Source organism: Streptomyces ficellus, assembly GCF_009739905.1.
GTDB classification, from domain to species: domain Bacteria; phylum Actinomycetota; class Actinomycetes; order Streptomycetales; family Streptomycetaceae; genus Streptomyces; species Streptomyces ficellus_A.
Window position 1 is genome coordinate 4,496,704 of record NZ_CP034279.1, and the last position, 26,017, is coordinate 4,522,720.

The 26,017-nt window shown below is 71.7% G+C and carries 19 protein-coding genes; 11 read left to right on the forward strand and 8 right to left on the reverse strand.

Going from position 1 to position 26,017, the window contains the following annotated elements:
* Positions 1-10 precede the first annotated feature (10 nt).
* From EIZ62_RS20135 to EIZ62_RS20150, 4 genes are read right to left on the reverse strand one after another with little or no spacing between them, the layout of a single operon-like run.
* The gene (locus EIZ62_RS20135) at positions 11-994 is read right to left on the reverse strand and encodes an AAA family ATPase (RefSeq protein WP_156694035.1); all 984 of its coding nucleotides are present in this window, start codon (positions 992-994) and stop codon (positions 11-13) included.
* Positions 991-2,190 carry a DUF4350 domain-containing protein gene (locus EIZ62_RS20140; RefSeq protein ID WP_156694036.1) on the reverse strand — a complete coding sequence of 400 codons (1,200 nt, stop codon included), beginning with the start codon at positions 2,188-2,190 and terminating at the stop codon, positions 991-993. Before EIZ62_RS20140 ends, EIZ62_RS20135 begins: the two co-directional genes overlap by 4 nt.
* The gene (locus EIZ62_RS20145; RefSeq protein ID WP_156694037.1) at positions 2,187-2,876 is read right to left on the reverse strand and encodes a DUF4129 domain-containing protein; all 690 of its coding nucleotides are present in this window, start codon (positions 2,874-2,876) and stop codon (positions 2,187-2,189) included. Before EIZ62_RS20145 ends, EIZ62_RS20140 begins: the two co-directional genes overlap by 4 nt.
* Positions 2,877-2,880: 4 nt before the next feature.
* Positions 2,881-4,122, reverse strand: coding sequence for a DUF7847 domain-containing protein (locus tag EIZ62_RS20150; RefSeq protein ID WP_156694038.1), 1,242 nt, complete (start codon positions 4,120-4,122; stop codon positions 2,881-2,883).
* A 182-nt stretch (positions 4,123-4,304) separates the two neighbouring features.
* Between EIZ62_RS20150 and mtnA the strand changes: the two genes are divergently transcribed.
* The 7 genes from mtnA to EIZ62_RS20185 all read left to right on the forward strand — a co-directional run bounded on the left by mtnA (position 4,305) and on the right by EIZ62_RS20185 (position 12,834).
* Entirely contained in the window at positions 4,305-5,450 is a 1,146-nt protein-coding gene (gene mtnA, locus EIZ62_RS20155) for an S-methyl-5-thioribose-1-phosphate isomerase (RefSeq protein WP_156694039.1), read from the forward strand.
* A 4-nt stretch (positions 5,451-5,454) separates the two neighbouring features.
* Positions 5,455-6,144 carry a two-component system response regulator MtrA gene (mtrA, locus tag EIZ62_RS20160; protein ID WP_187740742.1) on the forward strand — a complete coding sequence of 230 codons (690 nt, stop codon included), beginning with the start codon at positions 5,455-5,457 and terminating at the stop codon, positions 6,142-6,144.
* Between the two features lies 1 nt (position 6,145).
* Positions 6,146-8,149 carry an MtrAB system histidine kinase MtrB gene (gene mtrB, locus EIZ62_RS20165; protein WP_156694040.1) on the forward strand — a complete coding sequence of 668 codons (2,004 nt, stop codon included), beginning with the start codon at positions 6,146-6,148 and terminating at the stop codon, positions 8,147-8,149.
* Positions 8,139-9,992 carry an LpqB family beta-propeller domain-containing protein gene (locus EIZ62_RS20170; RefSeq protein ID WP_156694041.1) on the forward strand — a complete coding sequence of 618 codons (1,854 nt, stop codon included), beginning with the start codon at positions 8,139-8,141 and terminating at the stop codon, positions 9,990-9,992. Before mtrB ends, EIZ62_RS20170 begins: the two co-directional genes overlap by 11 nt.
* A 126-nt stretch (positions 9,993-10,118) precedes the next feature.
* On the forward strand, positions 10,119-10,886 hold the full coding sequence (locus tag EIZ62_RS20175; protein WP_156694042.1) for a ComF family protein: 768 nt from the start codon (positions 10,119-10,121) through the stop codon (positions 10,884-10,886).
* 301 nt (positions 10,887-11,187) lie between these two features.
* Complete coding sequence (gene hpf, locus EIZ62_RS20180) at positions 11,188-11,874, forward strand: ribosome hibernation-promoting factor, HPF/YfiA family (protein ID WP_156694043.1); 687 nt, start codon at positions 11,188-11,190, stop codon at positions 11,872-11,874.
* 192 nt (positions 11,875-12,066) lie between these two features.
* A complete protein-coding gene (locus EIZ62_RS20185; protein WP_156694044.1) occupies positions 12,067-12,834 on the forward strand; it encodes a response regulator in 768 nt (255 codons plus the stop codon).
* A 20-nt stretch (positions 12,835-12,854) separates the two neighbouring features.
* Here the strand turns inward: EIZ62_RS20185 and EIZ62_RS20190 are convergent, their stop codons facing one another.
* Both EIZ62_RS20190 and EIZ62_RS20195 read right to left on the reverse strand, forming a co-directional pair.
* Positions 12,855-14,045, reverse strand: coding sequence for a winged helix-turn-helix domain-containing protein (locus tag EIZ62_RS20190; protein ID WP_156694045.1), 1,191 nt, complete (start codon positions 14,043-14,045; stop codon positions 12,855-12,857).
* Between the two features lie 30 nt (positions 14,046-14,075).
* Entirely contained in the window at positions 14,076-14,657 is a 582-nt protein-coding gene (locus EIZ62_RS20195; protein WP_156694046.1) for a GNAT family N-acetyltransferase, read from the reverse strand.
* A gap of 253 nt (positions 14,658-14,910) precedes the next feature.
* Between EIZ62_RS20195 and secA the strand changes: the two genes are divergently transcribed.
* A complete protein-coding gene (secA, locus tag EIZ62_RS20200) occupies positions 14,911-17,730 on the forward strand; it encodes a preprotein translocase subunit SecA (RefSeq protein ID WP_156694047.1) in 2,820 nt (939 codons plus the stop codon).
* A 69-nt stretch (positions 17,731-17,799) separates the two neighbouring features.
* On the opposite strand, the gene EIZ62_RS20205 is transcribed toward secA, so the two are convergent.
* The gene (locus EIZ62_RS20205; RefSeq protein ID WP_156694048.1) at positions 17,800-18,228 is read right to left on the reverse strand and encodes an Rv3235 family protein; all 429 of its coding nucleotides are present in this window, start codon (positions 18,226-18,228) and stop codon (positions 17,800-17,802) included.
* 281 nt (positions 18,229-18,509) lie between these two features.
* On the opposite strand from EIZ62_RS20205, the gene EIZ62_RS20210 reads away from it, so the two are divergent.
* Positions 18,510-19,016 (forward strand): DUF6912 family protein, encoded by a 507-nt coding sequence (locus EIZ62_RS20210; protein ID WP_156694049.1) that lies wholly within the window; start codon positions 18,510-18,512, stop codon positions 19,014-19,016.
* 35 nt (positions 19,017-19,051) lie between these two features.
* Complete coding sequence (locus EIZ62_RS20215) at positions 19,052-19,714, forward strand: HAD family hydrolase (RefSeq protein ID WP_156694050.1); 663 nt, start codon at positions 19,052-19,054, stop codon at positions 19,712-19,714.
* A gap of 383 nt (positions 19,715-20,097) precedes the next feature.
* Here EIZ62_RS20215 and EIZ62_RS20220 read toward each other — a convergent pair whose 3' ends face one another.
* Positions 20,098-20,664, reverse strand: a complete 567-nt coding sequence (locus EIZ62_RS20220; RefSeq protein ID WP_156694051.1) for a DJ-1/PfpI family protein — start codon at positions 20,662-20,664, stop codon at positions 20,098-20,100.
* 356 nt (positions 20,665-21,020) lie between these two features.
* Here EIZ62_RS20220 and EIZ62_RS20225 point away from each other — a divergent pair, with 356 nt between their 5' ends.
* On the forward strand, positions 21,021-25,979 hold the full coding sequence (locus EIZ62_RS20225; protein ID WP_156694052.1) for an NAD-glutamate dehydrogenase: 4,959 nt from the start codon (positions 21,021-21,023) through the stop codon (positions 25,977-25,979).
* The last annotated feature ends 38 nt before the right edge of the window (positions 25,980-26,017 follow it).

Sequence of the window (26,017 nt, forward strand, 5' to 3'; positions counted from 1 at the left end):
GGTCATCGCCTCATCGGGGCACGGGGACGTGGGCGAGGATCGCGGTGATGACGGAGTCGGGGGTGACTCCTTCCATCTCCGCCTCGGGCCGGAGCTGGATGCGGTGGCGCAGGGTGGGCAGGGCCAGGGCTTTTACATCGTCGGGGGTGACGTAGTCGCGACCGGTGAGCCAGGCCCAGGCGCGGGCGGTGGAGAGCAGTGCGGTGGCGCCTCGCGGGGAGACGCCCAGAGCGAGTGAGGGGGATTCACGGGTGGCACGGCAGATATCGACGACATAGCCGGCGATCTCTTCGGAGACCGTGGTCTTGGCGACGGCGATGCGGGCGGCCTCGAGGTCGGCAGGGCCGGCCACGGGGCGTACTCCGGCGGCGCGAAGGTCTCGCGGGTTGAAGCCTTCGGCGTGCCGTGTCAGGACGTTGATCTCGTCCTGGCGGGAGGGCAGCGGGACGGTCAGCTTCAGCAGGAAGCGGTCCAGTTGCGCCTCGGGCAGGGGATAGGTGCCCTCGTATTCGACCGGGTTCTGGGTGGCGGCGACGAGGAAGGGCTCGGGAAGCGGACGGGGGGTGCCGTCGACCGTGACCTGACGCTCCTCCATCGCCTCCAGAAGTGACGACTGGGTCTTGGGCGGCGTGCGGTTGATCTCGTCGGCGAGCAGGAGGTTGGTGAAGACCGGGCCGGGCTGGAAGGAGAACTCGGCGGTCCGGGCGTCGTAGACCAGGGAACCGGTGACGTCACTCGGCATGAGGTCGGGGGTGAACTGGACGCGCTTGGTGTCCAGTTCCAAGGACGCGGCGAGCGCGCGCACCAGCAGCGTCTTGGCGACACCGGGCACGCCTTCGAGGAGGACGTGGCCCCGGCAGAGCAGAGCGACGACGAGTCCGGTGACAGCGGGGTCCTGCCCGACCACGGCCTTCGCGATCTCGGTGCGCAGGGCCTCCAGGGAGGAGCGGGCGCTGTCCGAGTTCTCAGCGGTCTCGGGGGGCGGGGCACTCATGAGGTGCGTACCTCTCTTTCGAGGGCGTCGAGTTGGTCGGCGAGGAGGGTGAGCGCGGCGTCGTCGGCGGGTGCCGGGCCGAAGAGGAGGGCTCCGAGATCCCGGTCCGCCGAGGCGAGCCGTGCCGATACGGCGGGCAGCAGGGACTCCGGTGCGTGGGCCTGTGCCGGAGGGACGCCCAGGAGCGGGGCAAGTCGAGTACGGGTGGCGGTGCGCAGGACGGTCGCCGCGCGGTCGCGGGCGTTCGCACGCCGGTAGAGGCGGGCGCGGCCCTCGGCGGCCTCGGAGGCGCGGACGACGACGGGGAGGTGTTCGGTGACGAGGGGGCCGAGGCGACGGGCGCGCCAGAGGGCGGCGAGTACGGCGGCGAGGGCGAGCTGGAGGGTGCCCCACAGCCAGCCGGAGGGGATCAGTTCGACGAAGGTGCGGTCGGTGTCGTCCCGGCCCCCGGTCTCACCGTCTCCGCCGGCTGCTGAGGGGTCGTCGAGCGAGGGGAGGTACCAGACCAGATGAGGACGGGAGCCGAGGAGTTGGAGAGCGAGCGACGCGTTGCCCTGTTCGGCCAGGCGCTCGTTGTGCAGGAAAGTGGGGGACCCCAGCAGAACGGTGTCTCCTGTGGGGCCGTCGATGCGCAGGAGGGTGGCGAGGCCGTCGCTCGGGTAGCAGGCGTGGCTGCCGGGGAGGTCGGTGGTGTAGCGCTCGCCGCCGAGGTCGACCGCGCCGGCCCGTTCGGCGGCGGCCAGGCGGCAGCGGGGGGCGAGTGCCGAGACCGAGGTGGTGGACTCGGCGCTCACGCCGGGTGCCAGGATTCCGACGGAGGGGGGACCGGGGGCGAGCAGGACCGTGCGCTCGGTTGCGTCCATGTCGTCGCGGAGCCGCTCCTGCTGGTGGGGCGTCAGCAGGTCGGGGGTCGTGACGAGAAGGGTGGTGCCGGGACCGGTCGCGGCGGTGGCCTCGTCGAGAGTGGTGACCACCTGGGTGCCGACGCCGCGTTGCTCGAGGAGTTCGGCGACGGCACGGCTGCCCTTGGGGTCGGGGGAGCGGGGGTCGAGCAGGCCGTGCTGGGTGTCGGAGCGCATCAAGGCCATGACGACGCCCGCCACGACGAGGACGGTCAGGGCGAGCAGCAGGCCCCTGACGCGGACCCATGTCTGATGGGCGCTGAGGGACGTCGAGGTGGGGGAGGCGGTGGTCATCCGGCTGTTCCCGGGGCGGCGTCGCTCAGGCGGGGCTTGGCGCGTTCCAGGGAGGTGTCCAGGTCTTTCAGACGCTGGTACGCCCGCTGGTCGGCGGTACGGCCGCCGTATGTGACGTCGTCGAAGGTGCGGGCGGCGGCGCGGAGTTCGTCCGCGTGGCCGGGGAGGGGCAGACCGGCCTCGACCGCGGCTTCGTCGGCGGTGCGGCCGGGGCGGGGGTCGAGCAGGGTGCGTTCTTCCAGGGAGCGCACGATGGCGCGCATCCGTTCCTGGACGGCCTGGTTCCAGAGGCCGGCGGCGGCGTGCTTCTCGGCGGTGGAGCGGTGCTCGGCGGAGCTGCGGGTGCGGTCGTCGAACGGGGAGGCGGAGGTGGTGAGTGCTCGCTGCGGGGTGCCGAGCCGCCACCACAGGGCGCCGGCCAGGGCCACCACGACCACGGCGACGACCACCAGTCCGACCGTGCCTCCCGGGGCGGCTCCGGAGGCGGAGTCGAAGACCCGGCCGACCCAGTCCCAGAAGCTGTCGAGGGCGTGCTGGAGCGGGTTCGGGTCGTTCTCGTGGTACATCGGCCTGGACAGTTCCCGCTCCGCCGCTTCCCGGGCGGGGACGCGGGGAGTGTCCAGCGGTACGTCGTCGGCCGCGTGGACCGTTGGCCACGCGGCCGTCATGCCCCCCGTGATCGGCACCGCATCAGCTCCCGGGAGGGGTGTCGCCCGGCGCCGGGGCGCCGTACCCGGGGACGCCGGCGGCGCGGGCCAGGTCGAGGTCGAGGGCCTCGCGACGGATGCGCTGGTCGATGTAGAGGAGGACCGAGACGCCCGAGGAGATCGGGTAGGTGATGGAGGCGGCGATGACGGCACCCACACCGGTGATGATCAGGAACGCCCAGCCGAACTCCGGGGTGGTGCCGGTGAGCAGGCCACCGAGGCCCTCGCCGTCCGCCGCGAACGCGATGACGGTGAAGGGGATCGCGATGATCATCGAGACGAGGAACATCACCAGCGTGGTCAGCGTGATGATGCCGAAGATGCGCCACCACGCGCCCTGGACGAGCTTCGCGGAGCGCCGCAGGGATGCCATGACGCCCTGCCGTTCCAGCATCAGCGCCGAGTAGGAGAGGCTGAACCGGATCAGCAGCCAGACCATGACCACCAGGGCGGCGATTCCGCCGACGACGGTCAGCAGCACACCGGCCGGGGTACCGCCGAGGAGCAGGCCCGGCAGCACGCCGACGGCCATGACGGCGGCGCTCAGCAGGGGCAGCAGGAGGGTCAGGCCGAGGAGCTGGGGGAGCCGGGGACGGGCCTCGTTCCAGGCGTCGGACAGCGTCACCGGGCGGCCCAGCACGGCGCGGCTGATCACGATGGTCAGCAGGGCGGTGGTGACGAACGTGCCGATGAGCGTGAGGAGCATCGTGGGGCCCAGCGAGATGAGGCTCGCCTTGAGGGACTCCACGGACTGGCTCAGCGCCTCCTCCGGGGTGGGGTCGGGGCCGAGCTTCGGAGGCACCGGCACCAGATAGCGCTGGACGAGGATGTCGCCGATCTGCGTGATGACGGAGACCGTGAGGGTGATGCCCAGGACGGTGCGCCAGTGGGCGCGCAGGGTCGACACCGCGCCGTCGAGGATCTCGCCCACACCGAGCGGGCGCAGCGGGATGACACCGGGCTTCGCCGCCGGTGGCCGCCCCCAGCCGCTCTGGTGGTGGCCACCGCCCCAGCCGGGCGCGGGGGCGGGAGGCGGCACCGGGCCGGACGGGCCCGGGGCGGTCGGCGGGGACCAGTGGCCGGCCGGCGGCTGGTGGTCCGACCACTTGGCGGGCGAGCCGGTCGCGTCGGCGGGCTCTGCGGGCTCGGCGGGCCGTGGGACATCGGCGCCCTGGCCGTCGGAGGGCGAGGATCCGGGCGAAGCCCAGCCCGGAGTGTCGTTCACGGTCGTCCACCTCGTGAAATGGTCGCGGTGCCGGCTCGTCGAGCCGGCTCGGTCACGGAGCCGGGCCGCTTGGTGGGGCGGCAGGTTGGCAGCCATGGTGCCACGCGCCGTCCCGGCCCGGGCCTCGGGCCGGATCTCCTCGGCACCTTCATAGTCCGTGGCTCAGCGGGCAGACTGGGCGGATGGCTGATCAGTACGCACAAACTCCCAACGGCTCCGAACCGCCCCGGCTGCCCTCCCTGCGCTGGGAGGAGCCACCGGAAGGACCCGTGGTGGTGCTCCTGGACCAGACGCGGCTGCCCGCCGAAGAGGTCGAGCTGGTCTGCACGGACGTGCCCGCGCTGGTCAGGGCGATCCAGACGCTCGCCGTGCGGGGCGCGCCGCTGCTGGGCATCACCGGTGCCTACGGTGTGGCGCTGGCCGCCGTACGCGGCTACGACGTGGACGAGGCGGCGGCCCTGCTGGCGGGGGCGCGGCCCACCGCGGTGAACCTGGCGTACGGGGTGCGGCGGGCGGCCGGCGCGTACCGGGTGGCGCTGGAGAAGGGCGAGGGCCGGGAGCGGGCCGCCGAGGCCGCGCTGGCGGAGGCCCGGGACCTGCACCGCGAGGACGCCGAGGCGAGCGCGCTGATGGCGGGGCACGGGCTGGCGCTGCTGGACGAGCTGCTGCCGGGCGGCGGTCACCGGATCCTGACCCACTGCAACACCGGGGCGCTGGTCTCGGGCGGTGAGGGGACCGCGTTCGCCGTGGCGCTTCAGGCGCACCGGGTGGGCAGGCTGCGGCGGCTGTGGGTGGACGAGACGCGGCCGCTGTTGCAGGGGGCCCGGCTGACGGCGTACGAGGCGGCGCGCAGTGGCATGGCGTACACGCTGCTCACGGACAACGCGGCGGGCTCGCTGTTCGCGGCGGGGGAGGTGGACGCCGTCCTGATCGGGGCGGACCGGATCGCGGCCGACGGTGCGGTGGCGAACAAGGTCGGCAGCTACCCGCTCGCGGTCCTGGCCAAGTACCACCACGTGCCGTTCGTCGTGGTGGCGCCGACGACGACGATCGACCCGCACACCCCGGTCGGGGCGTCCATCGAGGTGGAGCAGCGGGCCGGACAGGAGGTGACGGAACTCACCGCGCCGCCGCAGGTGGCGAAGGGGGCCGGGGTCGGCGGGCTGCCGGTGGCGCCGCTGGGAACCCAGGCGTACAACCCCGCGTTCGACGTAACGCCGCCGGAGCTGGTGACGGCGATCGTCACCGAGCTGGGGGTGGTCTCGCCGGTCACCGGGGGCGGAATCGCCGAGCTGTGTGCCAGGTCACGCCGGGTAACGATTAGCTAATGGGATGATGTCGATTATGAAGGGACGCGTCCTTGTCGTCGACGACGACACCGCACTGGCCGAGATGCTCGGGATTGTGCTGCGTGGTGAAGGGTTCGAGCCGTCGTTCGTAGCGGACGGCGACAAGGCACTTGCCGCTTTCCGGGAGGCCAAGCCGGACCTGGTGCTGCTGGACCTCATGCTGCCCGGAAGGGACGGCATCGAGGTGTGCCGGCTCATCCGGGCCGAGTCCGGCGTGCCGATCGTGATGCTCACCGCCAAGAGCGACACGGTCGACGTGGTGGTGGGCCTGGAGTCCGGCGCCGACGACTACATCGTCAAGCCGTTCAAGCCGAAGGAGCTGGTCGCCCGCATCAGGGCGCGGCTGCGGAGGTCCGAGGAGCCGGCGCCGGAGCAGCTGACCATCGGTGACCTGGTCATCGACGTGGCCGGCCACTCGGTGAAGCGGGACGGGCAGTCCATCGCGCTGACCCCGCTCGAGTTCGACCTGCTGGTCGCGCTCGCCCGCAAGCCGTGGCAGGTGTTCACCCGTGAGGTGCTGCTGGAGCAGGTGTGGGGCTACCGCCACGCCGCGGACACGCGGCTGGTGAACGTCCATGTGCAGCGGCTGCGCTCCAAGGTCGAGAAGGACCCGGAGCGGCCGGAGATCGTCGTCACCGTGCGCGGTGTCGGCTACAAGGCCGGACCGAGCTGAAATGTCCCGCGGCAGTGTTGCTCCGAAGCCCGGGAACCCGGGAGTCCGTGCGGGGCGGGCTGCCGGGCCGGGGCGTCAGTCGTGGCGTCCGGGCCGGCTCCTCCAGGACGGGACACCGGGCGGTCCGGTGTTCCGGCTCCTGGCGCGCTGGATACGCCGACCGCTGCTGCCCGCTCTGCGGCTGTGGCGGCGGAACATCCAGCTGCGGGTGGTCGCCGGCACGCTGCTGATGTCCCTCGGAGTGGTGCTGCTGCTCGGGTTCGTGGTCATCGGGCAGATGCGCAACGGTCTGCTCGACGCCAAGGAGCGGGCCGCGCAGAGCCAGGCGTCGGGCGGGTTCTCGGCCGCCCAGAGCCAGGCCGACCAGCAGCCGGGGCCGGGCGGGCCGGACGGGACCGCGCGCGCGTCCCTGAACTGGCGGTCCGACCTCGTCGTGCAGCTGGCGAGCGGCGGGCAGGGCGCGTTCAACGTGGTGGCCCTCAGCCCCGACGGGGAGGGCGCCGCGCCCAGCCGCGGGGCGCGCGCCTCGGGCGGCGTCGAGCCGGCGCGGAGCATCCCGGCGACGCTGCGGGACTCGGTGGCGCAGGGGACGGGGACGTTCCAGACGTACACCCGGATCACCTACTCGGACGGCAAGCCGTCCGAGGCGGCGCTCGTCATCGGCAAACGCCTCAACGACATCGACGGCAACTCCTACGAGCTGTACTACCTCTTCCCGCTGACGCAGGAGGAGGACTCGCTGGCGCTGGTGAAGACGACCCTCGCGACCGCGGGGCTGTTCGTCGTGGTGCTGCTGGGCGCGATCGCCTGGCTGGTGGTGCGGCAGGTGGTGACACCGGTGCGGATGGCGGCCGGGATCGCCGAGCGGCTGTCGGCGGGCCGGCTCCAGGAGCGGATGAAGGTCACCGGCGAGGACGACATCGCGCGCCTCGGCGAGGCCTTCAACAAGATGGCGCAGAACCTCCAGCTCAAGATCCAGCAGCTGGAGGAGCTGTCGCGGATGCAGCGGCGGTTCGTCTCGGACGTGTCGCACGAGCTGCGTACGCCGCTGACGACCGTGCGCATGGCGGCCGACGTCATCCACGAGGCGCGTGAGGACTTCGACCCGGTCACGGCGCGTTCCGCCGAGCTGCTCGGCGACCAGCTGGACCGGTTCGAGTCGCTGCTGGCGGACCTGCTGGAGATCAGCCGCTTCGACGCGGGTGCGGCGGCCCTGGAGGCGGAGCCGATAGACCTGCGGGAGGTCGTCCGCAGGGTGATCGGCGGAGCCGAGCCGCTGGCCGAGCGCAAGGGCGGCCGGATCGTCGTGATGGGCGACGAGCAGCCGGTGGTCGCGGAGGCCGACGCCCGCCGGGTGGAGCGGGTGCTGCGGAACCTGGTCGTCAACGCCGTGGAGCACGGTGAGGGCCGGGACGTCGTGGTGCGGATGGCCGCCGCGGGCGGCGCGGTGGCCGTGGCGGTGCGGGACTACGGGGTCGGGCTCAAGCCGGGCGAGGCGACGCGGGTGTTCAACCGGTTCTGGCGGGCCGACCCGGCGCGGGCGCGCACCACGGGCGGTACGGGGCTCGGCCTGTCGATCGCCGTGGAGGACGCGCGGCTGCACGGTGGCTGGCTGCAGGCGTGGGGCGAGCCGGGCGGCGGTTCGCAGTTCCGGCTGACGCTGCCGCGTACGGCGGACGAGCCGCTGCGCGGTTCGCCGATACCCCTGGAGCCCGAGGACTCGCGGCGCAACCGGGAGCGGGCGGCCGCCGAGGAGGCGTCGCCGGGCGGCGGCCGGCTGCCGCTGGTGCCGGGGCAGTCCGGCGGGCCGGCCCGCGCCGGGATGCCCGCCGCCGCGCGTACGGCCCTGCCGCCGCGGCAGGCGGCGCAGGTGAACGCCGATCCCACGGCACTGCCCGGCAACGGGTCCCGGGTGGTGGCGCGCGGCGTCGGCGAGGGGGCGGGCGAGGGCGCACCGCCCTCGACGCAGGACGGCGAACGGGAGGGTACGACTCGTGGGCGCTGAGCGTCGTCGCGGCCGTGGACGGACGGTGCGCGCAGCCGCGCTGCTCGGATGCGGCCTCATGCTGGCCGGGTGTGCGTCGATGCCGGACAGCGGGGACGTCTCCCAGGTGAAGGCGTCCAACCCGGGGGATTCCCAGGTGCGGGTGTATCCCGTGACGCCCCGGGAGAACGCGGAGCCGGACGAGATCGTCAACGGGTTCCTGGAGGCGATGACGGGTGACGACCCCGGGTACGCGACGGCCCGGACGTACCTGACCAAGAAGGCGGCCCAGGAGTGGAAGCCCGAGGAGCGCACCACGGTCCTCAACGCGGCACCGGTCGGCCGGCAGGAGCGGAACGGCGTCCGGGAGGCGCAGGACCGCCTGACGTACCCGCTGCGGGGCGAGCAGATCGCGAGCGTGGACAGCCGGCACGCCTACGAACCGATGCGGAACACGCCGTACAGCGGGACGATCCAGCTGGTGCAGGCGCCCGGCCCGGACGGCCAGGGCAAGGAGTGGCGCATCGACAGCCTCCCGCCCGGGCTGCTGCTCGGCGAGTCGGACTTCCAGCGCAACTTCCGCCCGGTGAACACGTACTACTTCGCCTCCGGCCGGCGCTGGGTCGTGGCCGACCCGGTGTACATCCGGCAGCGGCAGGACCCGGTGACCCGGATGGACCCGGTGGCGCAGACGGTCAAGGCGCTGCTGGAAGGGCCGACGCACTGGCTGGATCCGGTGGTCGACTCCAGCTTCCCCACGGGCGTGGCCCTGAAGGACGGCGTCACGTCGCTGACGCCGGACGACCAGAACAAGCTCAAGGTGCCGCTGAACAAGAAGGCGGACAACATCGGGCTCGACACCTGCCGGGCCATGGCCGCCCAACTGCTGTTCACACTGGGTGACCTCGGGTCGGCCCGGGTGGAGCAGGTCGAGCTGCAGAGCGAGGACGGCGGCACGCTGTGCCTGCTCGGCGAGAGCCAGAAGCAGAACTACCGGGCCGCGCCCGCGGGCGGCCTGGTGGTGAACCCGTACTACATCGACGCGTCGGGCCGCCTGGCGAAGCTGGAGGCCAAGGCGGAGGACGTGGGCCGGCCGTCGCCCGTACCGGGCCCGTTCGGGGACGGGGCGGTGAGGATCGGCAAGGTCGGCGTCGCGCGTGACGAGCGCCGGGCGGCGGTGGTCACGGACGACGACCGGCACCTGCGGGTGGGTTCCATCGTCTCGGACGGGGCCGCGGAACTGCCGTCGCCGCTGGTGCGCAGCGAAGGCGTGAGGGCGGACGACCGGTTGTCCGCGCCGAGCTGGGACGGCCGCGGCGGCCTGTGGGTCGCCGACCGGGACCCGGCGAACCCCCGGCTGCTGTACGTGCCGGACGGCTCGGAGGAGCCCGTGCGGGTCACGGCCCCGTGGCTGACCGACGGTGTGCGGATCGAGGGCCTGCGCGTGTCGGAGGACGGGGTGCGCATGGCGCTGCTGCTCAGGAAGGGCGACAAGACGACGCTGCACATCGGGCGGGTGGAGCGGCAGGGCACCGGCGCGAAGCAGACCGTGCAGGTGGTGGACCCGCAGGCGATCGCCCCCCGCATGGAGTCCGTGACGTCCGTGTCGTGGGCGGGACACAGCCGGCTGGTGGTGCTGGGCAAGCTGGCCGGCGGGGTGCAGCAGGTGCGGTACGTCCAGACGGACGGTTCGACCTCGGCCGCGGTGATCCCGGGGCTGAACCAGGTGAAGGTCGTCGCGGCGTCGAACGACGAGAGCTACCCGCTGGTGGCGTCCGCCGACGACGGGATCGTGCGGCTGCAGGCGGGTGCGAACTGGCAGCCGATGGTCGAGAAGGGCACGTCACCGGTCTATCCCGGCTGACGTCCCGGGGCCAGAACCTGAGCCCGGGGGCCCGGCCGTGCCGCGGCGCCCTGCTTGGGCCCCTGCTTGGGCCCCTGGTTGTCCACAGGGGTGGATGGCCGGGGAAGGTGGCTGGGACAGTGGGGTGTGCGCTGGTGGTGGCGGGAGACGGCCGGGTTGGTGCTGCCGCTCGCGTGTGGCGGGTGCGGGCGGCCGCGTACCGCGTTGTGCGGGGTGTGTGAGCGGGCCCTGACCGGGGCGGGCGGGCGTCGGGTGCGGCCCGTGCCGGAGCCGCCGGGGCTGCCGGTGGTGTGCGCCGCGGCACCCTACGCCGACGCGGTACGGGCGGTGCTGCTGGGTCACAAGGAGCGCGGGGCGCTGGGGCTGGCCCGGCCGCTGGGCGTCGCGCTGGCAGGGGCCGTGAGGGCCTCTGTGGCCGCCTCTGGTGGCCCGGGAGCCGGCCCGCTGCTCCTGGTGCCGGTGCCCTCGGCGCGGCGCGTGGTGCGGGCGCGTGGCCATGACGCGGGACGGCGGATCGCCCTGGCCGCGGCGGCCGAGCTGCGGCGGACGGGGACCTCCGCGCGGGTGCTTCCCGTGCTGCGCCAGCGGCGTGAGGTGGCGGACCAGAGCGGCCTGGGCGCCCGGGAGCGGCTGGCGAACCTGACCGGCGCGCTGGAGGTGGTGCCCGGCGCGGGGCGGCTCCTCGCGGTCGGCAGGCCCGTGCTGGTCGACGACCTCATGACCACGGGCGCTTCGCTGGTCGAGGCGGCGCGGGCGCTGCGGGCACCGCGTGCCGGTTCCGGGACGCCATTCGGGGGACTCGTACCGGACAGTGCCGCGGTGGTGGCCGCACCACCGATGTCGTTCGAAATAAACCCGGAACTGACAGGGAACGTGCAACGTTGCAGGTACTGAGAGGCGAAAAACACCTGATCGTAGGTGAGTGCGGACAGCGGGTGCCGACACCCGTCCGAGCGAGCTATGTTCGGGTGTGAGGAATGGCGAAAAGCCGCGCTTCACCGAATGCACTGCCGTGTTTCCGGCCGGATTCCGGGCACGGTCAGGACATGGAAGGTGTGGGGTGGGGATCCTGCCGACGGGGGAGGAGGAGGTCAGTCGCCAAGTCCGGGACTCCGGGAAAGACCGGAGTCTGGTGCAAAAGGGAGATGCTCGCCGGCCGGTGGGCCGGTGGAGCGATCCGGGAACGGAGTTCTGCGTGGACATCGTCGTCAAAGGCCGCAAAACCGAGGTGCCCGAGCGGTTCCGCAAGCACGTGGCCGAGAAGCTGAAGCTGGAGAAGATCCAGAAGCTCGACGCCAAGGTGATCAGCCTCGACGTCGAGGTGTCCAAGGAACACAACCCGAGGCAGGCGGACCGGTCCGACCGTGTGGAAATCACCCTCCACTCCCGGGGGCCGGTGATCCGGGCGGAGGCGGCGGCGGGCGACCCCTACGCAGCCCTTGACCTCGCGACGGGCAAGCTCGAAGCGCGTCTGCGCAAGCAGCACGACAAGCGCCACACCCGCCGTGGCAACGGCCGGCTCACCGCAGCGGAGGTCGCCGACGCCGTACCGGGCGTGGCCCATCTGAACGGGAACGGCACGGTGGCCGTCGAGGAGCGCGAGTCCGTGCCCACCACCCGGATGGGCTCACTCGAGGTGAAGGGCGAAGGCCCCCTGGTGGTCCGCGAGAAGACGCACACGGCTGCCCCCATGTCACTCGACCAGGCTCTCTACGAGATGGAGCTCGTCGGGCACGACTTCTACCTGTTCGTCGACGCCGAGACGAAGCAGCCCAGCGTCGTCTACCGCAGGCACGCCTACGACTACGGCGTCATCCACCTGGAGAGCGACCCGCTGGCCGGCACCGAAGCCGGCGGCGCGGGTGGCGCGCTCGGTGGCTGACGGCGGCTGAACAACTCCGGTGGTGCCCCTGGAGCGCCGTGTGCGCCCCCAGGGGCACCACCGTGCGCCCACTGGATCACCGCATTGCCGTTCAGGCATGAAATCATGACGGGGCACGCCAACCGCTGCTCCGAAGGCCCTGGTTGGCGTCGCGACCATGGAACGTCAGGCAGGCCTGCAGGGGGAGGAACGATGGCGGACAGCTTCGGCCCGGTGCACCACCCGGGCGGCTCCGGCGCCCCGGTGGGCGGAGCGGAGTGCGGAAGCGGTACCGGCACGGACGACGGCGCGTCCCGCAAGGAGCCCATCCGGGTCCTGGTGGTGGACGACCACGCGCTCTTCCGCCGGGGCCTGGAGATCGTCCTCGCCCAGGAGGAGGACATCCAGGTGGTCGGCGAGGCGGGCGACGGCGCGGAAGCCGTCGACAAGGCCGCCGACCTGCTGCCCGACATCGTGCTGATGGACGTCCGGATGCCCAAGCGGGGCGGGATCGAGGCCTGCACCTCCATCAAGGAGGTGGCCCCCAGCGCCAAGATCATCATGCTGACGATCAGCGACGAGGAGGCCGACCTCTACGACGCGATCAAGGCGGGCGCCACCGGCTACCTCCTCAAGGAGATCTCCACCGACGAGGTGGCCACCGCGATCCGGGCGGTCGCCGACGGCCAGTCGCAGATCAGCCCCTCCATGGCGTCCAAGCTGCTCACCGAGTTCAAGTCGATGATCCAGCGCACCGACGAGCGCCGGCTCGTCCCGGCGCCCCGGCTGACCGACCGCGAGCTCGAGGTGCTGAAGCTGGTCGCCACCGGGATGAACAACCGGGACATCGCCAAGGAACTCTTCATCTCCGAGAACACGGTGAAGAACCACGTCCGCAACATCCTGGAGAAGCTCCAGCTGCACTCCAGGATGGAAGCGGTCGTCTACGCGATGCGGGAGAAGATCCTCGAGATCCGCTGACCGCCGGCCGAAACGGGGCGTCAGGTCAGGCGCGCCAGCTCGGAGGTCAGCGCCGACGCCAGCTCCGGGCGGTCGACGCGCTCGATCCGCACGGCGTCGCACCCCACCCACTCGGCGGCCTCCCGAAGCGCCTCCGCCATGGGCCCGACGGCCTTCGGGGACGCCAGCGAGACCTGCTTGGCCACCAGCGTCGTGCCCTCCCGGGCCGGATCCACCCGGCCCACCAGCTTCCCTCCCGCGAGCAGCGGCATCGCGAAGTAGCCGTGTATCCGCTTCTGTTTGGGGACGTACGCCTCCAGGCGGTGCGTGAACCCGAAGATCCGTTCCGTGCGCGCCCGCTCCCAGATCAGCGAGTCGAACGGGGACAGCAGGGTCGTACGGTGACGGCCGCGCGGCACGCTCGCCAGAGCCTCAGGGTCCGCCCAGGCCGGCTTCTCCCAGCCCCGCACCCGCACCGGCACCAGCCCGGAATCGGCGACCACCGCGTCGAACTGCTCACCCTTGAGCCGGTGGTAGTCGGCGATGTCGGCGCGCGTGCCCACGCCCAGCGCCTGACCGGCCAGCCGCACCAGCCGGCGCAGGCACTCGGTGTCGTCCAGCTCGTCGTGCAGCAGATGACCGGGAACGGCGCGCTCGGCGAGGTCGTACACCCGCTTCCAGCCACGGCGCTCGGTGCACACCACCTCGCCGTACATCAGCGCCCGTTCGACGGCGACCTTCGACTCCGACCAGTCCCACCACTCGCCGCCGTTCTTCGCGCCGCCGAGCTCCGTGGCCGTCAGCGGGCCCTCGGCGCGCAGCTGTCCGATCACCGCGTCGTAGGCGCCGTCCGGCAGGTCGTGGTGCCACTGCGGGGCCCGGCGGTAGGCGCGGTGGCGGAACGCGAAGTGCGGCCACTCCTCGATCGGGAGGATGCACGCGGCGTGCGACCAGTACTCGAAGGCGTGCCCCTCGGTCCAGTACGCCGATTCGACCGTCCGGCGGCCCACGGCGCCGAGCCGGGCGTACGGAACCAGCTCGTGGGAGCGGGCCAGCACCGAGATGGTGTCCAGCTGTACGGCGCCGAGCCGGCGCAGCACGCCGCGCACCCCGGCGCGGCGGTCCGGAGCGCCCAGGAAGCCCTGGGCGCGCAGGGCGATCCGGCGGGCCTCGTCGGCGGAGAGCTCGGCGGTGGGAGGCGGCAGGGGCGTCAGGGTCCGCACGATCGTCATGCCCGGCACGATAGTCCCCGGCACTGACAGTCAGACGGCCTCGGGAGGAGACGGCAGGTAGGGGAGACGGGAGGGCAGCCCCAGGTCGGAGGGGAGGAGCGCGCCGAGCCAGCAGTCCCGTACCGTCCCCCGGAAGTCCAGGGCCGCGCGCAGGGTGCCCTCGCCCGTGAAACCGGCCTTCTCGGCGACCGCGCGGGAGACGCGGTTGCCGGCCGCGGCCCGCCACTCCAGCCGCGCGCAGCCGAGGTCCGTGAAGGCCCAGCGGGCCAGGGCCAGCACCGCTTCCCTCGCGTACCCGCGGCCGCGGTGGGCCGCGACCGTGTAGACGCCGGCCTCCCACGTGCCGGCGCACGGGTGGTGGAGGCCGGTGGACGCCAGCAGCGGGCCCCCCTCCCGGGGGCGTACGGCGAAGGTGTAGGCGGTGTCGTCGCGCCAGCCGTCCGGGACGGTGCGGCCGGTGAAGTCGTCCGCGTGCCGCCGCTCGTAGGGGGTGGGCACCGGTATCCAGCGCTGGATCTCCGGGTCCTGGCAGGCGGCGAGCACCTCTTCCGCGTCGGCCGGCGTGAAGGTGGTCAGGCGAAGGCGCTCGGTGGTGAGGGCGACGGGCTCCATGGACGGATTCTGCGGTGGCGGAGAGGGACGGGGCGAACACTTTTCGGGTTGGGCGGCACCTTCGGCGCGTCCCGCGCGTTCTCCTTGCGGGCGGCATGTCGGGGCGGCAGCCGGCCCGGGTGAGCGCGGACCTCCCGGCCCGGTGGCGTCCTCGCTTACGATGGCCGTTGCGGTGGGGCCCACCTGCCGTGCCCGTGCCAGTGTCCATGACAAGACCTAGTGCCAGGCCCGACCGGCAAGGAGACCAGCCTCAGTGTCCGTCTTCAACAAGCTCATGCGTGCAGGCGAAGGCAAGATCCTGCGCAAACTGCACCGCATCGCGGACCAGGTCAACTCCATCGAAGAGGACTTCGTCAACCTCTCCGACGCCGAGTTGCGGGCGCTCACCGAGGAGTACAAGCAGCGGTACGCCGACGGTGAGAGCCTCGACGACCTGATGCCCGAGGCGTTCGCCACGGTCCGCGAGGCCGCCAAGCGCGTGCTCGGCCAGCGCCACTACGACGTCCAGCTGATGGGCGGCGCCGCGCTGCACCTCGGTTACGTCGCCGAGATGAAGACCGGTGAGGGCAAGACCCTCGTCGGCACGCTCCCGGCGTACCTCAACGCGCTGTCCGGCAAGGGCGTGCACCTCATCACGGTCAACGACTACCTCGCCGAGCGCGACTCCGAGATGATGGGCCGCGTCCACAAGTTCCTCGGCCTGACGGTCGGCTGCATCCTGGCGAACATGTCGCCGGCGCAGCGCCGCGAGATGTACAACTGCGACATCACGTACGGCACGAACAACGAGTTCGGCTTCGACTACCTGCGCGACAACATGGCGTGGTCCAAGGACGAGCTCGTCCAGCGCGGCCACAACTTCGCCTGTGTCGACGAGGTCGACTCCATCCTGGTCGACGAGGCCCGTACGCCGCTGATCATCTCCGGCCCGGCCGACCAGGCCACCAAGTGGTACGGCGACTTCGCCAAGCTGGTCACCCGCCTCAAGAGGGGCGAGCCCGGAAACCCCCTCAAGGGCATCGAGGAGACCGGCGACTACGAGGTCGACGAGAAGAAGCGCACCGTCGCCATCCACGAGTCCGGTGTCGCCAAGGTCGAGGACTGGCTGGGCATCGACAACCTGTACGAGTCGGTGAACACCCCCCTCGTCGGGTACCTGAACAACGCCATCAAGGCCAAGGAACTGTTCAAGAAGGACAAGGACTACGTCGTCATCGACGGCGAAGTCATGATCGTCGACGAGCACACCGGCCGTATCCTCGCCGGCCGCCGCTACAACGAGGGCATGCACCAGGCGATCGAGGCGAAGGAAGGGGTGGACATCAAGGACGAGAACCAGACCCTCGCCACGATCACCCTCCAGAACTTCTTCCGTCTCTACGACAAGCTCTCCGGCATGACCGGTACGGCCATGACCGAGGCGGCCGAGTTCCACCAGATCTACAAGCTGGGCGTCGTCCCGATCCCGACGAACCGGCCGATGATCCGCAAGGACCAGTCGGACCTGATCTACCGCACCGAGGTCGCCAAGTTCGCCGCGGTGGTCGACGACATCGAGGAGAAGCACAAGAAGGGCCAGCCGATCCTCGTCGGTACGACCTCGGTCGAGAAGTCCGAGTACCTGTCGCAGCAGCTGTCCAAGCGCGGCATCCAGCACGAGGTGCTCAACGCCAAGCAGCACGACCGTGAGGCGTCGATCGTCGCCCAGGCCGGCCGCAAGGGCGCCGTCACCGTCGCGACCAACATGGCCGGCCGCGGTACCGACATCAAGCTCGGCGGCAACCCCGACGACCTCGCCGAGGCGGAGCTGCGCCAGCGCGGTCTCGACCCGGTCGAGCACGTGGAGGAGTGGGCCGCGGCCCTGCCCACGGCGCTGGAGAAGGCCGAACTCGCCGTCAAGGCCGAGTTCGAGGAGGTCAAGAGCCTCGGCGGGCTGTACGTCCTGGGCACGGAGCGGCACGAGTCGCGCCGTATCGACAACCAGCTGCGCGGTCGCTCCGGCCGTCAGGGCGACCCCGGCGAGTCGCGCTTCTACCTGTCGCTCGGCGACGACCTGATGCGGCTGTTCAAGGCGCAGATGGTCGAGCGCGTGATGGCGATGGCCAACGTCCCCGACGACGTGCCGATCGAGAACAAGATGGTCACGCGCGCGATCGCGTCCGCGCAGTCGCAGGTCGAGCAGCAGAACTTCGAGACCCGCAAGAACGTCCTGAAGTACGACGAGGTCCTCAACCGCCAGCGCGAGGTCATCTACGGCGAGCGCCGCCGCGTCCTGGAGGGCGAGGACCTGCACGAGCAGATCCAGCACTTCATGGACGACACGATCGACGCCTACATCGAGGCGGAGACCGTGGAGGGCTTCGCCGAGGAGTGGGACCTGGAGCGGCTGTGGGGCGCCTTCAAGCAGCTCTACCCCTGCAAGGTCACGATCGAGGAGCTGGAGGAGGCGGCCGGCGACCGGGCCGGTATCACCTCCGAGTTCATCGCGGAGTCCGTCAAGGACGACATCCACGAGCAGTACGACGCGCGCGAGAAGCAGCTCGGCTCCGACATCATGCGTGAGCTGGAGCGGCGCGTGGTCCTGTCGGTCCTGGACCGCAAGTGGCGCGAGCACCTCTACGAGATGGACTACCTCCAGGAGGGCATCGGCCTGCGCGCGATGGCGCAGAAGGACCCGCTGGTCGAGTACCAGCGCGAGGGCTTCGACATGTTCACCGCCATGATGGAGGGCATCAAGGAGGAGTCCGTCGGCTACCTGTTCAACCTGGAGGTCCAGGTCGAGCAGCAGGTCGAGGAGGTCCCGGTCCAGGACGCCGCCGCCCGGCCGTCGCTGGCCAAGGAGGACGCCGTGCCGGCGCAGGCGGGTGCCGGGCGTCCGGAGATCCGGGCCAAGGGCCTGGACGCGCCGCAGCGGCCCGACCGGCTGCACTTCTCCGCGCCGACCGTGGACGGTGAGGGCGGTGTCATCGAGGGCGACTTCGAGAACGGTGACGCGGGCCCGTCCGGTGCGGACGGCATGACGCGCGCCGAGCGGCGCAAGGCCCAGAAGGGCGGGCGTCGCCGCAAGAAGTGACGCCTCCTGACGAGAGGTGGCCCGGGGCCGGGCGCGCGACGGAACGTCGCGCGCCCGGCCCCGTCGGCGTCACAGGCGTTCGCCGCCGAGTTCCACGGCGGCGCAGCGCCACCTGCGGTCGGTGCCCTGCTCCAGGCGGAAGGCCATGGCCCGGACCTGGTCGCCCGCCCCGATGCTCGCGAACGCCTCGATCACACCCGGGCGCAGCGGGAAGCAGCCGCAGCGCCGGATGACGGGGCGTGCGCCGCGGGCGCGCAGGGGGGTGGTGGGGGCGAGGCCGATCAGCTGGTCGTACGCCTCGCCGACGGTCTGGCCGAGCATCCAGTGGACCGGGCGCTCCCCGCTGAGGACGGCGAGCAGCCGTTCCGCGAAGACGATGTGGGGCGGGAGCGGGCGCCGGACGGGTGTCGGCGCGCCCGCCGGCCGGGCCGCGGAGGGGCCGCGCTGGTGGCGGCGGCGGGCCGGACCGGACGTCCCCCTGGTTGCGGTCGTGCTCATACTGATCGCCCCCGTTCCGTGTGACCCGGCTGGTCTTACCGGGCAGTAACTTGCGTTGGTGATCTTCTACGGGGACGGCGGGGCGGGCCGCAATCACCGCCGGAGCCGGTGCCGTATTCATGACCGGATCACCTATCCGGGTGAGGGCACCCGTGCGACGGCGGCACGGCACCGGGTGACGCGGGGCACGGGGTGGACCGGGCGGGCTGCCGGGCGGCGGCCCCGAAGGGGGACTCCCCACGTATCCTGAGGGCGTCCGTCGACTACGAAAGCGGCCTGTCATGCGCGTGTACGTCCCCCTGACCCTCCCCGGTCTCGCACAGGCGCACAGGGCGGGCGAGCTGGGCCCCGGCCCGCTCACCGCGTACGCGGTGACCCCCGGGCTGCGCGAGTGGTACGTCTCGGACGACATCGAGGAACTGGAGTACGCCGCGCTGAACCGTGCGGCGGCCGCGTCGCTGCGGCTGCTGGCCGCCGACCCGTCCGCGGCGCGGCGCAGGGTCGTCGTGGCCGTCGACGTACCGGACGGGGCGGCGGTCGCCGATCCCGACGGGGCGCTGGAGGCCTCCTCGGTGGGCGAGGTGCGCATCGCGCGGGCGGTTCCGCTGGCCAAGGCGGCGGCGGTGCACGCGGACGCGGACGACGCCGGGGCCGACGTGTCCGCCGCGGCGGACGCCCTCGGTGCGGCGGACCACGGCGACGACGACGCGCAGTTCGTGGTGGACGGGGCGGAGGACCACGAGCTGCTGTGGTTCGGGGTGCAGGAGATTCCCGCGCTGATCGGCTGATTCCCGGTCTCCGGCCGTGCCGGTACCTTTTGGGGATGGGGAAGCGCGACACCCACCTGGTGTGGGACTGGAACGGCACGCTGCTCGACGACATCGACGCGGTCATAGCGGCGACGAACGCCGCGTTCGAGGAGATAGGCCTGGAGCCGATCACCTTGGCCCGGTACCGGGAGCTGTACTGCGTACCGGTTCCGCTGTTCTACGAGCGACTGATGGGGCGCATGCCGACCCATGCGGAGTGGCTCGTGATGGACGAGGCGTTCCACCGGCACTACTGGGTGCGGGCCGAGCTGTGCCGGCTGGCGGCCGGCGCGGCGGAGCTGCTGGCGGGCCGGCGGGCCGCGGGGCTCACGCAGTCGCTGCTCTCGCTGGCCCCGCACGAGCTGCTGGTGCCGATCGTGCGGCGGCACGGCATCGAGGAGCACTTCGTGCGCGTCGACGGGCGGATCGGTGAGTCCACGGCCGGCAAGGCGGAGCACATGGTGCGGCACCTGGTGGCGCTGGAGGGCGTGCCGCCGGAGCGGATCGTGGTGATCGGGGACGCGGCGGACGACGCGGTGGCGGCGGCGCACGTGGGCGCGAGGGCGGTGCTGTACACGGGCGGTTCGCACAGCCGGGCGAGCCTTGAGGTGGTGGGGGTGCCGGTGGTTGACACGCTGGAGGAGGCGGTGGCGGTGGCGGAGGAACTGGCCGCGTAGCGGCCCACGTCCCGCAGTCGGCGACGTACCCGGGGTGGGGCCGTGCAGGGTCGCCCCCGCAGGGGACCGGCGGCGTCGCCGGGGCTCCCCTGCGCGTAACCCGAGGCCGCCGGCCCCGAGGAGGCGAGCCCGGAGGGGCCACGCCCCCACCCCACCGGGGGTCACCGCACCCAAGGCACCGCCCCCGGGCGAACCGAGAACAGGCACCGCCCCGGTCCCGTTGTGCCCACCCGTTCCGCCCTGCGGAACGATTGCCCACAACGGGAGTGGGGTGAGGGTGGGGGACTGCCCCAGCGGGACGATTGCCCACAACGTGGCGGGAGCCGGCCTGCGGAACGATTGCCCACAACGAGACCGACGGATCGGGCGGCCGCAGGTGACCGTCAGGTCGGGGGGTTCTTCGTGCGGAGGACCTGGAGAAACTCGCGCATCCAGGTGGGGTGGTCCGGCCAGGCGCGGGAGGAGACCAGGGTGCCGTCGACGACGGCTTCCGTGTCCTGGAACGTGGCGCCTGCGGCCTGCATGTCGAGTTCCAGCGCCGGGTAGGCGGTGACCCGGCGGCCGTCGAGCGCGCCGACCGCCGCCGTCAGCAGGGGGCCGTGGCAGATCTGGGCGACCGGCTTGTCGGCGTCGAAGAAGGACTTGAGGATCTTGCGCAGTTCCGGGTCGTTGCGCAGGTACTCCGGGGCCCGGCCGCCGGGGACCACGACGGCGGCGTACCGGCTGGGTTCCACCTCCGAGAACGCGAGGTCGGCCGGCCAGGTGTAGCCGGGTTTCTCGGTGTACGTGTCGTAGCCCGGCTCGAAGTCGTGCACGACGAACCGGAGCGTCTTGCGCGTGGGGGCGGCGATGTGCACCTCGTACCCCTCTTCGCGCAGTCGCTGGTACGGGTACAGGACCTCCAGGGATTCCGCCGCGTCGCCGGTGACGATCAGGATTCTCGTGGTCATCACTGCCTGCCTCTCTTCGGGCACACGTGTCGCTGTCCAGAGTGTCAAACTTCGGGGCCGGGTTTTGTACACATACGGCTCATGACGGGCCGGGGGGCAAGGGCGATAGCCTTGACCCGTGATCAGCGCGATACGCCATGGGGGCAGCGGAGCCCCCGGCCTGCGCCCGGAGTGCCACCGTGCCCGGGTGATCGCTGATCCGTCCCATCCGGCCCGGTCGCCAAAATTGGCCAAATACGGCCCGGACATCTCTCATCGCGGCATAACGTCGCCTCAGACCGGATACCCCGCGTCGTGGCGTTGTGTCACTTCTTTCACCTACGTCACGCAACGGCGCGCGACAGGAGCCAGAGGACATGCAGACCAAGCTGGACGAAGCCAAGGCCGAGCTGCTCGAACGGGCCGCCCGGGTAGCTGAGAACAGCCCGGTCGGGGGGCAACTCCAGACTGGGTCCGAGAACGGGAAGCGTCCGGGCCAGGACGTCGTTCTCGAGTACCTCCAGCGCTACTACCTGCACACCGCACCCGAGGACCTCACGGACCGTGACCCGGTCGACGTCTTCGGCGCGGCCCTTTCGCACTACCGGCTGGCCGAGAACCGTCCCCAGGGCACCGCGAGTGTCCGGGTGCACACGCCCACCGTCGAGGAGAACGGCTGGACGTGCAGCCACTCCGTCGTCGAGGTGGTCACGGACGACATGCCGTTCCTGGTCGACTCGGTGACCAACGAGCTGTCCCGGCAGGGCCGCGGCATCCACGTCGTGATCCACCCGCAGGTCGTCGTCCGCCGTGACGTGACCGGCAAGCTGATCGAGGTTCTGCCCGACGGTGACAGGAGCGGCGGCGACAAGAAGGCGCACGACGCCCTCGTCGAGTCCTGGATTCACGTCGAGATCGACCGCGAGACCGACCGCGCCGACCTCAAGCAGATCACCGCCGACCTGCTGCGCGTCCTGTCCGACGTCCGCGAGACGGTCGAGGACTGGGAGAAGATGCGCGACTGCGCCCTGCGCATCGCCGACGAGCTGCCCCGCGAGCCCATCGCCGACGACCTGCGCGACTCCGAGGTCGAGGAGGCGCGCGAGCTGCTGCGCTGGCTCGCCGAGGACCACTTCACCTTCCTGGGCTACCGCGAGTACGAGCTGACCGGCGACGACGCGCTGGCCGCCGTCGCCGGCACCGGTCTCGGCATCCTCCGCTCCGACCCGCAGCACAGCGACGACGAGGCGCACCCGGTCTCGCCGTCGTTCAACCGGCTGCCGCGTGACGCCCGCGCCAAGGCCCGCGAGCACAAGCTGCTCATCCTCACCAAGGCGAACAGCCGCGCCACCGTGCACCGGCCGTCCTACCTCGACTACGTCGGGGTCAAGAAGTTCGACAAGGACGGCAACGTCGTCGGCGAGCGCCGCTTCCTGGGCCTGTTCTCCTCGGCCGCGTACACCGAGTCCGTGCGCCGCGTGCCGGTGATCCGCCGCAAGGTCGCCGAGGTCCTGGAGAAGGCGGGCTTCTCGCCCAACAGCCACGACGGCCGCGACCTGCTCCAGATCCTGGAGACGTACCCGCGCGACGAGCTGTTCCAGACGCCGGTCGACCAGCTGGAGTCGATCGCCACGAGCGTGCTGTACCTCCAGGAGCGCCGCAAGCTGCGGCTCTACCTCCGCCAGGACGAGTACGGCCGCTACTACTCCGCGCTGGTCTACCTGCCGCGGGACCGGTTCAACACCACCGTCCGGCTGCGGATCATCGACATCCTGAAGGAGGAGCTCGGCGGCACCAGTGTCGACTTCACGGCCTGGAACACCGAGTCGATCCTGTCCCGGCTGCACTTCGTGGTCCGCGTGCCGCAGGGCACCGAGCTGACGCCGCTGACGGACGCCGACTCCGAGCGCATCGAGGCCCGGCTGGTCGAGGCCGCCCGCTCGTGGGAGGACGGTTTCGCCGAGGCGCTCAACGCCGAGGTGGGCGAGGAGCGCGCGGCCGAGCTGCTGCGCCGGTACGGCAACTCCTTCCCCGAGGGCTACAAGGCCGACCACACCCCGCGTGCCGCGGTCTCCGACCTGTCGCACCTGGAGCAGCTGGTCCGGGGCGAGAAGGACTTCGCGCTCTCGCTGTACGAGCCGGTCGGCGCGGGCCCCGGCGAGCGCCGCTTCAAGATCTACAAGACCGGTGCGCAGATCTCCCTCTCCGCCGTGCTGCCGGTGCTCAACCGGCTCGGCGTCGAGGTCGTCGACGAGCGGCCGTACGAGCTGCGCTGCGCGGACCGTACACAGGCATGGATCTACGACTTCGGCATGCGCATGCCGCACGGGACGGCGGGCGGCGACTACCTCGCCGACGACGCCCGCGAGCGGTTCCAGGAGGCGTTCGCCGCGACCTGGACCGGCCGGGCCGAGAACGACGGGTTCAACGCGCTGGTGCTCAGCGCGGGCCTGACCTGGCGCGAGGCGATGGTGCTGCGCGCGTACGCCAAGTACCTGCGGCAGGCCGGCTCGACGTTCAGCCAGGACTACATGGAGGACACCCTCCGCCACAACGTCCACACCACCCGGCTGCTGGTGTCGCTGTTCGAGGCGCGGATGGCGCCGGAGCGGCAGCGGGCCGGCACCGAGCTGACCGACGGGCTGCTGGAGGAGCTGGACGGCGCGCTGGACCAGGTCGCCTCCCTCGACGAGGACCGCATCCTCCGCTCCTTCCTCACCGTCATCAAGGCGACGCTGCGCACCAACTTCTTCCAGAAGAAGAAGGACGGCGAGCCGCACGACTACGTGTCGATGAAGTTCGACCCGCAGGCGATCCCCGACCTGCCGGCGCCGCGCCCCGCGTTCGAGATCTGGGTGTACTCGCCGCGCGTCGAGGGCGTCCACCTGCGCTTCGGCAAGGTCGCGCGGGGCGGCTTGCGCTGGTCGGACCGGCGCGAGGACTTCCGTACCGAGATCCTCGGCCTGGTCAAGGCACAGATGGTGAAGAACACCGTCATCGTGCCGGTCGGCGCCAAGGGCGGGTTCGTCGCCAAGCAGCTCCCGGACCCGGCCGTCGACCGGGACGCCTGGATGGCGGAGGGCATCGCCAGCTACAAGACGTTCATCTCGGCGCTCCTCGACATCACCGACAACATGGTCGCGGGTGAGGTCGTGCCGCCGGCCGACGTCGTCCGGCACGACGAGGACGACACGTACCTCGTGGTCGCCGCCGACAAGGGCACGGCGACGTTCTCCGACATCGCCAACGAGGTCGCCGTCGCGTACGGCTTCTGGCTGGGTGACGCGTTCGCGTCCGGTGGCTCGGCCGGCTACGACCACAAGGGCATGGGCATCACCGCCCGCGGCGCCTGGGAGTCGGTGAAGCGGCACTTCCGCGAGCTGGGCCACGACACCCAGACGCAGGACTTCACGGTCGTCGGCGTCGGCGACATGTCCGGTGACGTGTTCGGCAACGGCATGCTGCTGTCGGAGCACATCCGGCTGGTGGCGGCCTTCGACCACCGGCACATCTTCATCGACCCGAACCCGGACGCGGCCGTCTCGTACGCCGAGCGGCGCCGGCTGTTCGAGCTGCCGCGCAGCTCCTGGGCCGACTACGACAAGACGCTGCTGTCGCAGGGCGGCGGCATCCACCCGCGTACGGCCAAGTCGATCCCGGTCAACGCCCACATGCGCGCCGCCCTCGGGATCGAGGGGACGGCCACCAAGGTGACCCCGGCCGAGCTGATGCAGGCGATCCTCAAGGCGCCGGTCGACCTGCTGTGGAACGGCGGCATCGGTACGTACGTCAAGGCCGGCACCGAGTCGCACGCGGACGTCGGCGACAAGGCCAACGACGCCATCCGCGTCGACGGCGAGGACCTTCGGGTGAAGGTCGTCGGCGAGGGCGGCAACCTGGGCCTGACCCAGCTCGGCCGGATCGAGTTCGCCCGTAAGGGTGGCCCCGAGGGCGAGGGCGGCAAGGTCAACACCGACGCCATCGACAACAGCGCGGGCGTGGACACCTCCGACCACGAGGTGAACATCAAGATCCTGCTCAACGGCCTGGTCGCCGACGGCGACATGACCGTCAAGCAGCGCAACAAGATCCTCGCGGAGATGACCGACGAGGTCGGCTCGCTGGTGCTGCGCAACAACTACGCGCAGAACGTGGCCCTGGCCAACGCCGTCAAGCAGTCCCCGTCGCTGCTCCACGCCCACCAGCGCTTCATGCGCCGCCTGGGCCGCGAGGGCCGGCTGGACCGGGCGCTGGAGTTCCTGCCCAACGACCGCCAGATCCGTGAGCTGCTCAACGCGGGCAAGGGGCTCAGCCAGCCCGAGCTGGCCGTCCTCCTCGCGTACACCAAGATCACGGTGGCGGACGAGCTGATCCACACGGACCTGCCGGACGACCCCTACCTGCGCGAGCTGCTGCACGCGTACTTCCCGACGAAGCTGCGCGACGAGTTCGCCGAGCAGATCGACGCCCACGCGCTGCGCCGCGAGATCATCACCACGGTGCTGGTCAACGACACCGTCAACACCGGTGGCTCCACCTTCCTGCACCGGCTGCGGGAGGAGACGGGCGCGTCGATCGAGGAGATCGTGCGGGCCCAGACCGCCGCCCGGGCGATCTTCGGGCTCGGCGAGGTCTGGGACGCCGTGGAGGCCCTGGACAACCGGGTCGACGCCGACGTCCAGACCCGGATCCGGCTGCACTCGCGGCGTCTGGTCGAGCGCGGTACGCGCTGGCTGCTGGGCAACCGGCCGCAGCCGGTGCAGCTCGCCGAGACCGTCGAGTTCTTCGCGGCGCGCGTGGAGCAGGTGTGGGCGAAGCTGCCGCAGATGCTGCGCGGCGCCGACCAGGAGTGGTACGAGTCGATCGTCGCGGAGCTCACCTCGGAGGGCGTGCCGGAGGAGCTGGCGCTGCGGGTGGCGGGCTTCTCGTCCGCGTTCCCGACGCTGGACATCGTCGCGATCGCGGACCGGACGGGCAAGGACCCGATGGCGGTCGCCGAGGTGTACTACGACCTGGCGGACCGGCTCTCCATCACCCAGCTGATGGACCGGATCATCGAGCTGCCGCGGGCCGACCGCTGGCAGTCGATGGCCCGTGCCTCGATCCGCGAGGACCTGTACGCGGCGCACGCCGCGCTCACCGCGGACGTGCTGTCGGCCGGGAACGGCACCTCGACGCCCGAGGAGCGGTTCAAGGCCTGGGAGGACAAGAACGCGGCGCTCCTCGGCCGGGCGCGCACGACGCTGGAGGAGATCCAGGGCTCGGACGACTTCGACCTGGCGAACCTGTCGGTCGCGATGCGCACGATGCGGACCCTGCTGCGTACGCACAGCTGACCGGCGGCGGTACGTGACGAGGGGGCACCCCGCCCGGG